13 protein-coding genes and 1 riboswitch are annotated in these 13,490 nt (G+C 72.6%); of the genes, 3 read left to right on the forward strand and 10 right to left on the reverse strand.

Features of this window, described 5'->3' with window-relative positions:
- Positions 1–326: 326 nt before the first annotated feature.
- A complete protein-coding gene (locus ACFY7E_RS29235) occupies positions 327–1,055 on the forward strand; it encodes an ABC transporter ATP-binding protein (RefSeq protein WP_389490053.1) in 729 nt (242 codons plus the stop codon).
- Positions 1,037–2,206, forward strand: coding sequence for a hypothetical protein (locus ACFY7E_RS29240; RefSeq protein WP_389490056.1), 1,170 nt, complete (start codon positions 1,037–1,039; stop codon positions 2,204–2,206). The genes ACFY7E_RS29235 and ACFY7E_RS29240 overlap by 19 nt, the downstream gene beginning before the upstream one ends.
- Before the next feature lie 13 nt (positions 2,207–2,219).
- Here the strand turns inward: ACFY7E_RS29240 and ACFY7E_RS29245 are convergent, their stop codons facing one another.
- The 10 genes from ACFY7E_RS29245 to rpsB form a co-directional block, all read right to left on the reverse strand.
- Positions 2,220–2,867 (reverse strand): dihydrofolate reductase family protein, encoded by a 648-nt coding sequence (locus ACFY7E_RS29245; protein WP_389490058.1) that lies wholly within the window; start codon positions 2,865–2,867, stop codon positions 2,220–2,222.
- Positions 2,868–2,969: 102 nt separating this feature from the next.
- A complete protein-coding gene (locus tag ACFY7E_RS29250; protein WP_389490060.1) occupies positions 2,970–4,001 on the reverse strand; it encodes an ABC transporter ATP-binding protein in 1,032 nt (343 codons plus the stop codon).
- Entirely contained in the window at positions 4,001–5,614 is a 1,614-nt protein-coding gene (locus ACFY7E_RS29255; RefSeq protein WP_389490062.1) for an ABC transporter permease, read from the reverse strand. The genes ACFY7E_RS29250 and ACFY7E_RS29255 overlap by 1 nt, the downstream gene beginning before the upstream one ends.
- A 71-nt stretch (positions 5,615–5,685) precedes the next feature.
- Positions 5,686–6,777 carry a thiamine ABC transporter substrate binding subunit gene (locus tag ACFY7E_RS29260; RefSeq protein WP_389490065.1) on the reverse strand — a complete coding sequence of 364 codons (1,092 nt, stop codon included), beginning with the start codon at positions 6,775–6,777 and terminating at the stop codon, positions 5,686–5,688.
- Positions 6,778–6,858: 81 nt separating this feature from the next.
- A riboswitch (TPP riboswitch) is annotated at positions 6,859–6,968 on the reverse strand.
- 33 nt (positions 6,969–7,001) lie between these two features.
- Positions 7,002–8,108 (reverse strand): 23S rRNA (adenine(2503)-C(2))-methyltransferase RlmN, encoded by a 1,107-nt coding sequence (rlmN, locus tag ACFY7E_RS29265; protein ID WP_125661713.1) that lies wholly within the window; start codon positions 8,106–8,108, stop codon positions 7,002–7,004.
- Positions 8,109–8,188: 80 nt separating this feature from the next.
- Positions 8,189–9,292 carry a phosphatidate cytidylyltransferase gene (locus ACFY7E_RS29270; RefSeq protein WP_389490067.1) on the reverse strand — a complete coding sequence of 368 codons (1,104 nt, stop codon included), beginning with the start codon at positions 9,290–9,292 and terminating at the stop codon, positions 8,189–8,191.
- Positions 9,292–9,849, reverse strand: a complete 558-nt coding sequence (gene frr / locus ACFY7E_RS29275) for a ribosome recycling factor (protein ID WP_383441537.1) — start codon at positions 9,847–9,849, stop codon at positions 9,292–9,294. The genes ACFY7E_RS29270 and frr overlap by 1 nt, the downstream gene beginning before the upstream one ends.
- Before the next feature lie 94 nt (positions 9,850–9,943).
- On the reverse strand, positions 9,944–10,708 hold the full coding sequence (pyrH, locus tag ACFY7E_RS29280) for a UMP kinase (protein ID WP_030217948.1): 765 nt from the start codon (positions 10,706–10,708) through the stop codon (positions 9,944–9,946).
- Positions 10,709–10,871: 163 nt separating this feature from the next.
- Complete coding sequence (gene tsf / locus ACFY7E_RS29285) at positions 10,872–11,708, reverse strand: translation elongation factor Ts (RefSeq protein WP_389490070.1); 837 nt, start codon at positions 11,706–11,708, stop codon at positions 10,872–10,874.
- A 108-nt stretch (positions 11,709–11,816) separates the two neighbouring features.
- On the reverse strand, positions 11,817–12,749 hold the full coding sequence (gene rpsB, locus ACFY7E_RS29290) for a 30S ribosomal protein S2 (protein WP_389490072.1): 933 nt from the start codon (positions 12,747–12,749) through the stop codon (positions 11,817–11,819).
- 253 nt (positions 12,750–13,002) lie between these two features.
- Between rpsB and ACFY7E_RS29295 the strand changes: the two genes are divergently transcribed.
- On the forward strand, positions 13,003–13,470 hold the full coding sequence (locus ACFY7E_RS29295; RefSeq protein WP_389490074.1) for a murein hydrolase activator EnvC family protein: 468 nt from the start codon (positions 13,003–13,005) through the stop codon (positions 13,468–13,470).
- Positions 13,471–13,490 lie beyond the last annotated feature (20 nt).

Raw genomic sequence — 13,490 nt, forward strand, 5'->3', positions numbered from 1 at the left:
AGCTGGCCCCGCCGCTGATCGCCGACCAGGGCACCTTCGACGAGATCGAGGGCATCCTGCGCTCGGTGCTCACCGAGGCGTGGACCAAGCTCTGACCGAGCCGGCGGCCCCCGCGGAACCTCACGCCGCCCTCACGGCGTGACCCCACGGCCCGGGTCCGCCGCCATCCGAGTGGATGGCGGCGGCCCGGGCCGTGTGCTGTCCCTACGAACCGATCCGAATACTTACGGTGCCGAGTGACCGACAGGCCCGTCCTTCGTTCGCCCGTACGGGGGAAATCCCCTCCGTACGGGGGGACACCGATCGGATCGACAGAGGTGTACGCGATGGCCCCACCGGACAACGACGTGCTCTGGGCGCGTTCCCTGCACTGCTCCCTGGGCGGCTCGGAGGCCCTCGGCGGCGTCTCCCTCGGCGTCCGCGAGGGCGAGATCCTCGCCCTGACCGGCCCGCGAGGCAGCGGCAAGACCACGCTGCTGCGCTGCCTCTCCGGCCAGCTCGTCCCCCAGGAGGGCGAGGTCTGGTTCAACAGCGGCCCCGTGCACACCCTGGGCCCCGCCCAGCGCGAACGGCTGCGCCGCGAGCGCTTCGGCTGGATCGGCTACGAGCCCGGTCTCGTCCCCGAGCTCACCGGCTGGGAGAACACCGCCCTGCCCCTGCTGCTGCGCGGGGTCTCCCGCCGCGCCGCGAAGACCGCCGCCCTGGAGTGGCTGGACCGGCTCGACACCGGGGCCTGCGCCCGCAAGCGTCCGCGCGCCCTCACCCGGTCCCAGTGCCAGCGGATCTCGATCGCCCGCGCCCTCGTCACCACCCCCCAGGTGCTCTTCGCCGACGAGCCCACCGCCTCCCTGCACCGCGCCGACGGCGCCCAGGTGCTGCGCACCCTGACGGCCGCCGCCCGCTCGCACGGCATCACCGTGGTCCTGGCCACGCACGACGCGGAGGTCGCGGCGCTCGCCGACCGCACGGTCGCGCTCCTCGACGGGCGCCGGGCCGGCGCCGTACCCCCGGCGACCGGGGCGGAGGGCGTCGCCGCGTGCTCGCTCTCCGTCTGACCCGGGGCACCCACCCCCTCGTCCTGGCGCGCCGGCTGCTCGTCGCCGCCGCGTCCGCCGGGGTGGGCTTCCTCCTGCTCTGCACCCTCGGCCACGCCCTCGGGCACCCGGAACAGTCCCCGGCCCCGGCGCTCCGGCTCCTCTGGTGCGTCCTGCCGCTCGCCGCCACCGTCCAGTTCGCGGTCGCGGTGGCCCGCACCGACCCCGGCACCCGGCCGCGCCCCGGGCTCTCCGCGATCGGCCTCGGGCCGGCCCGGCTCACCCTGCTCGCCGCCGCCTCGACGGCCGTCACCTGCGTGCTCGGCTCGGCGGTCGCGCTCCTGCTCTACCTGCACCTGCGCGGCGACCTCACGGGCCTGCCCCTCGACGGGGCGGCCGCCGGGCTGCTCGCCGCCGGCCGGCCGGTGCCGTTCGCGGCCGTCCTCACCCTGCTCGCGGTCGTCCCCGTGACCGCCACCGCGGCCGCGGCCCTGGCCCTGCGTCCGCGCGCCGCGCGCACCGCGCCGGAGGAGGCGGAGGGCGTGGCGGGCGCCGACGAGAGCATGCCCTCCGGGCTTCCGTGGGGCGTCGCCCTGGTCGCGATCGGCCTCGCCGTCGAGACGTACGCGGGCCGGAGCGGCGGCGGGGAGGGCCTTCCGCTGCCGGGCCGCTTCGACGGCAGCCCGGCGGCCGTCCTGGCAGGCTGGGTCCTCACCGCGATCGGTCTCGCGACGGCGGGCCCCGGCCTCGTCCACGGCTGCGGCAGGCTCCTCCAGGCGGTCCGCCCGGGCGCCGTCCGGCTGCTCGCGGGCCGCGTCCTGACGGCGGAGGCCCGCCGCGTCGGCCGGCCGCTCGGCGTGGTCTGCGCGGTGCTCTCGGGCCTGCTCGCGGCGGCCACGCTGTACGCGTCGCACACGGGCCCCGACGCGTTCGGGCCGCTCACCGGCCTGGGCGCCACCCTGGTCCTGGCCTGCACCGGCGCCACGCTCCTGACCGCGGCCCTGGAGTCCCGGCAGAGCCGCGCCCCCGTCACCGAGGCCCTCCTCCGCGTCGGCGCCCCGCCCGGGGCCCTCCGCAAGGCGGCCCTGCTGCGCACGGGCGTCCTGCTCGCCGTCTTCCTGCCCCTGACGTGGGCGGTGGCACAGCTGGCGGCGCTGCCGCTGAAGGGATGACAGGAGTCCGGGCTCACTTCCGCCAGAACAGGTGGTGCGTGACCGTGCCGCCCGGGCTGGGCACCACGTCGCGGTGGTAGCGGTCGAGGAGTTCGTCGGACGACTCCCAGAGCCGCGCCCCGGAGCCGAGCTCCATCGGTGAGACCGCGACGTGCAGGGTGTCGACGAGACCGGCGGCGAGGAACGCGCGGACGGTGGCGGCCCCGCCGCCGAGCCGCACGTCCTTGCCGTCCGCCGCCTCCCGCGCCGCCGCGAGGGCCGTGGCCGGGTCGGCGTCGAGGAAGTGGAACGTGGTGGCGCCGAGGGCGAACGAGGGGCGCGGGTGGTGGGTCAGGACGAACACCGGCGTGCGGAACGGCGGCTCGTCGCCCCACCAGCCGCGCCACTCGTGGTCCCGCCAGGGCCCGCGCTGGGGCCCGAACTTGTTGCGGCCCATGATCTCGGCGCCGATGTTCCGCCCGTAGTCCCGCGTCAGGTAGTCGTCGAGGCCGCGGCTGCCGCCCGGGTCGGTGCGCCGGGGCCAGCTCGCCGTGGCGCCGGCCCAGGCGAACATCGCCTCCGGGTCCGCGTGCCCGAAGGGGCGTTCGAGGCTCTGGCCCTCCCCGGCGCCGTATCCGTCGGACGAGACGTTGAAGTTCTGGACTCTGAGCAGCTGGGCCATGGTGTGCCTCCCGTGCGGGACGTGCGGGCGGCGGGGACGCCGTACGTACGAGAGACTCCCCCGGCGGGCGGAACTCATCGGTCCGCCGCGCGCCCCGCGGCGCTACGGCGTGTCGTCCCCGAGCACCACCACGTCCTCCGGCCGGAAGACGATCCCCGTCTCCGTGCCCTCCTCGGGCGCGTCCCGCGGCGGGAGCTCGGCCTCCAGGGGCGGGCCGCCGGCCGGCCGGAGCCGTACGACGACGTGGCTGCCCCGGAAGGTCCGCGACTCCACCGTCCAGGCGGGCACGTCCCCGGCCACCGGGACCGGGCGCACTCCGCCGGGGCGGACCAGGAGCCGCCGCTCGCCCTGCGGGGAGCCCTCCGGCACCGGGACCCTCCCCCAGGCGGTCTCCGCGACCGTCCCGGTGACCCGGGCGGCCACCACGTTGTCGAAGCCGAGGAAGCGGGCGACGAACTCGGAGGCAGGGCGGCGCCACACCTCGACGGGCGTCCCCGACTGGGCGATCCGCCCGTCCCGCATGACCACCACCCGGTCGGCGAGCGCGAACGCCTCGCCCTGGTCGTGGGTGACGGCGAGGACCGTCGTCCCGAGCCGCCCGAAGAGCTGCCGCAGCTCCACCACGAGCCGCTCCCGCAGGCCCCGGTCGAGCTGGCCGAGGGGCTCGTCCAGCATGAGCAGCCGGGGCCGGGGCGCGAGCGCCCGGGCGAGGGCGACCCGCTGCTGCTCGCCGCCGGAGAGGGCGGCGACGGACCGCCGCTCGGCGCCCGGCAGACCGACGAGGTCGAGCAGCTCCCGCACCCGCTCGGTCCGCTCGGCCTTCCCGTCCCCCCGCATCCGCAGCCCGAAGGCGACGTTGCCGCCGACGTCCCGCTGCGGGAACAGCTGGTGGTCCTGGAACATGAGCCCGACGCCCCGCCGGTGCGTCGGCACCCCGGTCTGGTCGGCGCCGTCGAGGAACACCCGGCCGCCGTCGAGCGGCCGGAGGCCCGCGACGGCCCGCAGCAGCGTCGACTTGCCGCTGCCGCTGGGGCCGAGCACGCACACGGTCTCGTGGTCGGCGACCTCCAGGTCCACGGCGTCGAGCACGGCCCGCGCCCCGAACCGCACGGTCGCCCCGTCGAGTCTCAGCATCAGAACTCCCCGGAGGTCCGGTCGGTGCGGAGCCGTTCGAGCAGCAGCAGGGACACCGCGCACACCACCATCAGAATCGTCGAGAGGGCCATCGCCTGGCCGTAGTTGAGTTCGCCGGGCCGGCCGAGCAGCCGGGCGACCGCGACCGGCAGCGTCGGGCTGTCGGGCCGGGCGATGAACACGGTCGCGCCGAACTCGCCGAGCGAGACGGCGAACGCGAACCCGGCCGCGATCAGCAGCGCCCGCCGCACCAGCGGCAGGTCCACCTCCCGCCAGGCCCGCCAAGGCGAGGCGCCGAGCACGGCCGCCGCCTCCCGCAGCCGCTCGTCCACCGCGCGCAGGACCGGCAGCATCGTCCGGACGACGAAGGGGACGCCGACGAGGGCCTGCGCGAGGGGGACGAGGATCCAGCTCGCCCGCAGGTCGAACGGCGGCTCGTCCAGCGTGATGAGGAAGCCGAAGCCGACGGTGACGGCGGAGACGCCCAGCGGCAGCATGAGCAGCGCGTCGAAGCCCCGGACGAGCCGCCCCGCCCGCCGGGTGAGCGCGGCCGCCGCGAGCCCGCCGATCACCACCGCGACGGCGGTGGCGGCCACCGCGTACCGCAGCGAGTTCCCGATCGCCTCCAGGGGCGGCACCAGGAAGGTCCCGCTCTCGTCGAGCGAGCCGAGCGCCCGGTAGTAGCCGAGCCCGTACCCCCCGGGACCGGCGAAGGACCGCTCCACGAGCACCCCGAGCGGCAGCAGGATGAGCAGCGCCACCGAGACGAGGACGCCGCCGAGCAGCGCCCACTGCCCGGCGCCGCGCGGCCGGCGGGCGGTCAGCTCCGGCGGTACGAGCCGCAGCGCGGTCTCCCGCCGCCGTACCGTCCACGCGTGCAGGGCGAGGATCGCGCCGACCGCGACGAACTGCACGAGGGTGAGCACGGCCGCCGTCGGCAGGTCGAGCAGCCGGGCGGTCTGCCGGTAGATCTCCGCCTCCAAGGTCGTGTACGCGTCCCCGCCGAGGATCTGCACGACGCCGAAGGAGGTGAAGGTGAAGAGGAAGACCATCAGGGCCGCCGCCGACACGGCCGGGACGAGCGCGGGCAGCGTCACCGTCCGCCAGGCCGTGAGGCGGGAGGCGCCGAGGACCCGGGCGGCCTCCTCCTGGCGCGGGTCGAGCTGCGACCAGAGGCCGCCGACGGTCCGGACGACGACCGCGTAGTTGAAGAAGACGTGGGCGAGCAGGATCGCCCACACGCTCGTGTCGAGCCGCAGCCCCCACAGCTCGTCGGTGAGCCCGTTCCGGCCGACCAGGGCCAGGAACGCCGTGCCGACCAGGACGGTGGGCAGCACGAACGGCACCGTGACCACGGCCCGCAGGACGCTCTTGCCGGGGAAGTCGAAGCGGGCGAAGACGTACGCGCCGGGCAGCGCGACGAGCAGGGTGAGGCCGGTGGAGGCGAGGGCCTGCCAGGCGGTGAAGCCGAGCACGTCGAGGATGTCCGGCCGGCTCAGCGTCGCGCCGATCCGGCCGAACCTCCAGTCGCCGTCGGGCCGCAGCCCGCGGTCCACGATGGACACGACGGGCCACGCGAAGAACACCGCGAAGAACGCGACGGGCAGGGCCATGAGCCCGAGCCGCGCCGCGTTCCCGCGCGCGTCCCTCCTCCCCACCGGGCGGCCGGGCGCCGGACGCCTGCCTACCGGGCGATCGAGGACCACTGCTGGATCCACGCGTCGCGCTTCTCGGCGATCTTCCCGGGCTCCATCGTCTCCGGCTTCTCCACGACCACACCGTGCTTCGTGAACAGCTCGGGCAGGGCCGCGTCCTTGGCCACCGGGTTGACGAACATCTGGAGCGGCATGTCCTCCTGGAACTCCTTCGAGATCAGGAAGTCGATCAGCGCCTTGCCGCCCTCCGGGTTCTTCGCCCCGTTCAGCAGGCCCGCGAACTCGGTCTGCCGGAAACAGGTGCCGGTGGAGACGCCGGTGGGCGCGACCTTCGGCTGCGGCTCGCCGTACAGCACCTCGACCGGCGGGCTGGAGGCGTACGACACGACCAGCGGCCGGTCGCCCTTGGCCTGCTTGCCGCCGGCCGAGCCGGAGAACTCCTGGTTGTAGGCGAGCTCCCAGCTGTCGACGGTCTTCACGCCGTTGGCCTTGAGCTTCTTCCAGTAGTCCTGCCAGCCGTCGTCGCCGTACTTCGCGGCCGTGCCGAGGAGGAAGCCGAGGCCCGGGGAGGACCGCTCCGGGTTCTCGACGACGAGCAGGTCCTTGTACGCCGGCTTCGCCAGGTCGTCGAAGGTCACCGGCGGCGCCAGCTTCTTGTCGGCGAAGTACTTCTTGTCGTAGTTGACGCAGATGTCGCCGGAGTCGATCGGGGTGACCCGGTCCTCCTTGTCGAGGCGGTACTCCGCCGGGACCCGGTCCAGGCCCTTCGCCCCGTACGGCACGAAGATGCCGTTGTCGAGGGCGCGGGAGAGCAGGGTGTTGTCGACGCCGAAGAAGACGTCGCCCTGCGGGGAGCCCTTGGTCAGGATCTCCTTGTTGACGGCCTCGCCGGCGTCCCCGGCCTTGAGGACCTTGACGGTGAACCCGGTCCGCTTCGTGAACTCGGCCAGGACCTCCTTGGAGGCGTTGAACGAGTCGTGGCTGACCAGGGTCACGGTCTTCGGCGCGGGCGCGCCGGACTTGCCGGCGGCGTCGCGGGCGTCGTCGGTGCCGCAGGCGGCGAGGGCGGTGACGCCGAGCGCCGCGAGGACCGCGACGGCGGCCTGCTTCCTGATGCTCACTGAATTTCCTCCTGGGTGGGACCAGGAAGAGACGCGGCCCTGCCCGTGTCCGGCGGACCGGACGCGGGCAGGGCGCAACAGCTCGAGTTACGACCGAACTCCCTACCCAGAATGACCTGGGCGAGGTTCAGAGGGTCTGCGGTCTGACGGCACCGCACTCTCAGCGCTGTGGCGCTCCCCTGTCGGAATGACTATGAAGATGTGTTCGAGCTCAGAGTACAAGGTCAGCGCTCGGCGGCCGCGAGCTGTCCACAGGCACCGTCGATCTCCTGGCCCCGGGTGTCGCGCACGGTCACCGGCACGCCGTGGCGGGCGATGGCCTCGACGAACGCCTTCTCGTCCTCCGGTCGGGAGGCGGTCCACTTCGACCCCGGCGTCGGGTTCAGCGGGATCAGGTTGACGTGCACCCGCTTGCCCTTGAGCAGCCGGCCGAGCAGGTCTCCGCGCCAGGCCTGGTCGTTGATGTCCCGGATGAGGGCGTACTCGATGGAGATCCGGCGCCCGGACTTCTCCGCGTACTCCCAGGCCGCGTCGAGGACCTCCCGCACCTTCCAGCGCGTGTTGACGGGCACGAGGGTGTCGCGCAGCTCGTCGTCCGGGGCGTGCAGGGAGACCGCGAGCCGGCACTTGAAGCCCTCGTCGGCGAAGCGCAGCATCGCGGGCACGAGCCCGACGGTGGAGACGGTGATGCCGCGCTGGGACAGGCCCAGGCCGTCCGGCTCGGGGTCGGTGAGGCGGCGGATGGCGCCGACGACCCGCTTGTAGTTGGCGAGCGGCTCGCCCATGCCCATGAACACGATGTTCGAGAGCCGCGCCGGGCCGCCGGGGACCTCGCCGTCGCGCAGGGCCCGCATGCCGTCCACGATCTGGTGCACGATCTCGGCGGTCGACAGGTTCCGGTCGAGGCCGGCCTGTCCGGTCGCGCAGAACGGGCAGTTCATCCCGCAGCCGGCCTGCGAGGAGATGCACATGGTCACCCGGTCCGGGTAGCGCATGAGCACCGACTCCACGAGCGTGCCGTCGTGCAGCCGCCACAGGGTCTTGCGGGTGGTGTCGTCGTCGCACGAGATGTGCCGCACCACGGACATGAGGTCGGGCAGCAGCTCCCCGGCCAGCTTCTCCCGCGAGGCGGCCGGGATGTCGGTCCACTCGGCGGGGTCGTGCGCGTACCGCGCGAAGTAGTGCGTGGACAGCTGCTTGGCGCGGAAGGGCTTCTCGCCGATCGCGGCGACGGCCTCCTTCCGCTCGGCGGGCGTGAGGTCGGCGAGGTGCCGCGGCGGCTTCTTGGCTCCGCGGGGGGCGACGAAAGTGAGTTCTCCGGGCTTGGGCATGGTGCTACCAGTGTCGCAGAGATACGAAGAGGGACCCGCCGTCCTGTGGACAACGGGTCCCTCGTACGAAGAACCGCAGGTCAGCCTGTGCCGACGAACAACGCCAGCAACAACCACACCACCGGTGCCGTCGGCAGCAGCGAGTCCAGCCGGTCCATGATGCCGCCATGGCCGGGCAGCAGCGTGCCCATGTCCTTGATGCCCAGGTCGCGCTTGATCATCGACTCGCCGAGGTCGCCGAGCGTCGCGCTCGCCGCCACCGCGAGACCGAGGACCAGGCCCTGCCACCAGACCCCGTCGTCGATCATGAACTGCATGCACAGCGCGCCCGCCGCCATCGCGAACGTCACCGCGCCGACCAGGCCCTCGCGGGTCTTGCCGGGGCTGATCCTCGGGGCAAGCTTCCGCTTGCCGAAGCGCCAGCCGACCGCGTACGCGCCGGTGTCGCTGACCACCGTCAGGATCAGGAAGGTCAGCACCCGCTCCGGGCCGTCGTCCGCGGTCAGCAGCAGCGCCACGAACGTCGCCAGGAACGGCACGTAGAACGCCGCGAACACGCCCGCCGTGACGTCCTTCAGGTAGCCCTCGGGCGGCTCCGTCATCCGCCACACCAGGACCGCGAGCGCCGTCAGGGCCATCGCGACCCAGGCGCCCTCGGCACCGCGCACGTACCCGGCGACGACCATCGCCGCGCCGCCGACCGCGAGCGGCACCAGCGGCGCCTTGATTCCCTTGCGCTCCTGGAGCCTGGAGGTCAGCTCCCACAGCCCGACCACCACGGCGACCGCGATCACCCCGACGAACGCCGGTGCCCAGATGTACAGCGAGGCGATGATGACGGCGCCGAGGCCGACCCCGACCCCTATGGCCGCGCCCAGGTTCCGCCCCGCGCTCTTCTTCTGCCGTGGCGCCGACGGCGCGGGCGGCGGAGGCGGGGTGGGGCTGGACATGGGCTCCTGCGGGTGCTCGTGCGGGGTCTCGTCGCGGAACAGGGGACCGCTCGGGTGAGCGGCCCCCCGGCCGTGACCGTCCTGGAATCCGTCGGCGGGAACGTCGGGCACGATGGGCATGGGGCGAGTCTGCGCCGCCGGACGCCCCTCGTGGGCGGGACCCGCCGGGGCGGGTCCCTGGTGGGGTCCCCCGAGGCCGAAACCGGCCGGGGCACCCCAGGGAGAGTCGTTCATCAGACCTCGAGCAGCTCGGCTTCCTTGTGCTTGAGCAGCTCGTCCACCTGCGTGACGTACTTCGCGGTGGTGTCGTCGAGCTCCTTCTCCGCGCGACGGCCCTCGTCCTCGCCGACCTCGCCGTCCTTGACGAACTTGTCGATGGTCTCCTTGGCCTTGCGGCGCACCGAGCGGATCGAGATCTTCGAGTCCTCGGCCTTGCCCTTGGCGACCTTGATGTACTCGCGGCGGCGCTCCTCGGTCAGCTCGGGGAACACCACCCGGATGATGTTGCCGTCGTTGCTCGGGTTGACGCCGAGGTCGGAGTCGCGGATCGCCTGCTCGATGTTGCGCAGCGCGCTCTTGTCGAACGGGGTCACCACGGCCATCCGCGGCTCGGGCACCGAGAAGGACGCGAGCTGGTTGATGGGCGTGAGGGCGCCGTAGTAGTCCGCCACGATCTTGTTGAACATCGCCGGGTGCGCACGGCCGGTGCGGATCGCGGCGAAGTCCTCCTTGGCGACCACGACGGCCTTCTCCATCTTCTCCTCGGCCTCGAGGAGGGTCTCTTCGATCACCACATGCTCCTGCGTGTCGTCGCGTTGTGTCCTGCACGGTGTACGACCGGCAGGGCTGTCGTCCAGCCCCGTGCGGGGCGGTTCCCGGTTCGGGTCAGGCCCGGGTGCCCTGGTCGCTCACGAGCGTGCCGATCTTCTCACCCTTCACCGCGCGCGCGATATTGCCCTCGGCGAGCAGTTCGAAGACGAGGATCGGGAGGTTGTTGTCCCGGCACAGGGTGACGGCGGTGGCGTCGGCGACCTTGAGGTCGCGGGCGATCACCTCGCCGTACTCGAGCGCGTCGAACTTGACCGCGTCGGGGTTGCGCTTCGGGTCCGAGTCGTACACGCCGTCGACGCCGTTCTTGCCCATGAGCAGGGCCTCGGCGTCGATCTCCAGGGCGCGCTGGGCGGCGGTGGTGTCCGTGGAGAAGTACGGCATTCCCATGCCCGCGCCGAAGATGACCACGCGACCCTTCTCCAGGTGCCGCACGGCGCGCAGCGGGATGTACGGCTCGGCGACCTGGCCCATGGTGATGGCGGTCTGGACGCGGGAGTCGATGCCCTCCTTCTCCAGGAAGTCCTGGAGGGCGAGGCAGTTCATCACGGTGCCGAGCATGCCCATGTAGTCGGAGCGGGCCCGGTCCATGCCGCGCTGCTGGAGTTCGGCGCCACGGAAGAAGTTGCCCCCGCCGATCACGATCGCGATCTCCGCGCCGTCGCGGACGACGGCCGCGATCTCGCGCGCGATGGCGTGCACGACATCGGGGTCGACGCCCAGGCCGGTACCGCCGGAGAAGGCTTCTCCGGACAGCTTCAGCATGTAGCGGCCGGCCTTTTTGCCGTTGTTGTCGTCGCCCTGTACGGCGCCCTGGTTCATGGAGCTCTCCTCGTGCACATACGAAGGAGGCCATTGCCTTGGGTCCTCGCGGTATCCCGTGCGGCAATGGCCTCCTCGTCAGATCTGCGGTCGTCCTGCGCGGGCGCGGACGACTGCTTCAGACCCTACCGGGGTCCGGTGTCCGTCGCGTTCGCGACCGGACTCAGATGCCGACCTTGATGCGGGTGAAGCGCTTCAGGGTGACACCGGCCTCGTCCAGGATCTGCTGGACGGACTTCTTGTTGTCCAGGGCGTACGGCTGGCCGAGCAGCGTGGCGTCCTTGAAGAAGCCGTTGACGCGACCCTCGACGATCTTGGCGATCGCGGCCTCGGGCTTGCCCTCGGCGCGGGTGGTCTCCTCGGCGATGCGGCGCTCGGACTCGACGACCTCGGCCGGGACGTCCTCACGGGTGAGGTACTTCGGCGCGAAGGCGGCGATGTGCTGCGCGACGCCCTTGGCGACCTCGGCGTTCTCCTTGTCGAACTCGACGAGGACACCGATCTGCGGCGGGAGGTCGGGCATGGTGCGGTGCATGTACGCGGAGACGTAGCCGTCGGCGTACTGCGCGAAGCGGTCGAGGACGATCTTCTCGCCGAGGTTGGCGTTGGCCTCGTCCACGTAGGCCTGCACGGACTTGCCGGGCTCGATCTCGGAGGCGAGGAGGGCCTCGATGTCGGCCGGGGCGGTCGCGGCCACGTGGGCGGCGAGCGCGTTGGCGACGGCGAGGAACTTGTCGCCCTTGGCGACGAAGTCCGTCTCGCACTTCAGCTCGACGAGGACGCCGGAGGTGTTGTCGTCGGCGATGAGGGAGACCACGGCGCCGTTCTCGGCGGAGCGGCCCTCGCGCTTGGCGACACCCTTCTGGCCCTTGATGCGCAGGGCCTCGACGGCCTTGTCGACGTCGCCGTCGGCCTCGTCCAGGGCCTTCTTGCAGTCCATCATGCCGGCGCCGGTGAGCTCGCGGAGCTTCTTGACGTCAGCGGCGGTGTAGTTCGCCATGAGTCTGTTTCTCTCTCGAAGTCTGAAAGATCGGGCGGGTCCACGGGAGGACGGCGGGGGCTTCGTGGGCCCCCGCCGTCGTCACCCGAGGACCTGGGTCCTGAAGGGTCAGGCCTGCTCGGCGGCCTCGGCCGGAGCGTCGGCGGCCTCGGCGTCCGCGACCTTCTCGGTCTCGGCGGAGGTCTGGACCTCGGCGGCCTCGGCCGCGGGGGCCTCGGCGACGGGAGCCTCGGCGGCGGGGGCCTCGGTCTCGTCGGCCTTCTTCTCACCCTCGAGCAGGTCGCGCTCCCACTCGGCGAGCGGCTCGCCCTGGGCCTTCTCGCCCGGCTTCGAGTCGCCGGTCGCGGCGCCGGAGCGGGCGATGAGGCCCTCGGCGACGGCGTCGGCGATCACGCGGGTGAGCAGGGTGACGGAGCGGATCGCGTCGTCGTTGCCCGGGATCTTGTAGTCGACCTCGTCGGGGTCGCAGTTGGTGTCGAGGATCGCGACGACCGGGATGTGGAGCTTGCGCGCCTCACCGACGGCGATGTGCTCCTTCTTGGTGTCGACGATCCAGACAGCGCTCGGCACCTTCTGCATCTCGCGGATACCACCGAGGGTCTTCTCCAGCTTGGCCTTCTCGCGGGAGAGGACCAGGAGCTCCTTCTTGGTGAGACCCGAGGCGGCGACGTCCTCGAAGTCGATCTGCTCGAGCTCCTTGAGGCGCTGCAGACGCTTGTAGACGGTGGAGAAGTTGGTGAGCATGCCACCGAGCCAACGCTGGTTGACGTACGGCATGCCGACGCGCGTCGCCTGCTCGGCGATGGCCTCCTGGGCCTGCTTCTTCGTACCGACGAACATGATGGAGCCGCCGTGCGCGACGGTCTCCTTGACGAACTCGTAGGCGCGGTCGATGTACGACAGCGACTGGAGCAGGTCGATGATGTAGATGCCGTTGCGCTCGGTGAAGATGAAGCGCTTCATCTTCGGGTTCCAACGACGGGTCTGGTGACCGAAGTGGACGCCGCTCTCCAGCAGCTCCCGCATCGTGACGACGGCCATGGCCGTATCTCCTTGGGTTTCTCGGTTGTGTTCCTGACGCCCCGGCGCGCCATGCCCACGAGGGACCGAAAGGCGCTGCCACCGTCGGAGGACCGTGGCGGGGCGTGCGAAGTCGACTCGGTGACCCGAGTCGCCATAGGAAGTGTACGGGACCCCGGGGGCACCGGGTGACGGAGCTGTCCACAAGCGGTGAGCAGTCCACAGGAACCGCCCGTGGACCCTGCGCACCGAACGGCCGGGGGAGCCTTCCCCCATGTACTTCACGACGACCTGGCTCACGGCCCTGCTCCTGACCCTCGGCTCCTTCTGGCCGGTGGGCGGCCCGCCGCCGCCCGAGATCGTCCGCGGCTGGCAGCCCCCGCCGGGCCCGTACGCGGCGGGCCACCGCGGCGTCGACCTCGCCGCACCACCGGACGCCCCCGTCCTGGCCCCGGTGGCGGGCACGGTCACCTTCGCGGGCCCGGTCGGCGGCCGGGGCGTCCTCACCCTGACCCTCCCGGGCACGGGCGCTCCCCCGCTGCGCACGACCTTCTCTCCGGTGACCCCCCTGATCCCGGCTGGCACCACGGTCCCGGCGGGCACCCCGATCGCCCGCGTCACCCCCGGCGCCCACTGCCCGGAAACCTGCCTCCACTGGGGCCTCCGCAGGGGCGACCACTACCTGAACCCCCTGCTCCTGACGAAAAGGGGACCGTCACGGCTGCTGCCGCTGGGGGGCTGAGAAACGGAGGGGGTGGGGCG

This window comes from Streptomyces sp. NPDC012825, assembly GCF_042900925.1.
Lineage (GTDB): Bacteria > Actinomycetota > Actinomycetes > Streptomycetales > Streptomycetaceae > Streptomyces.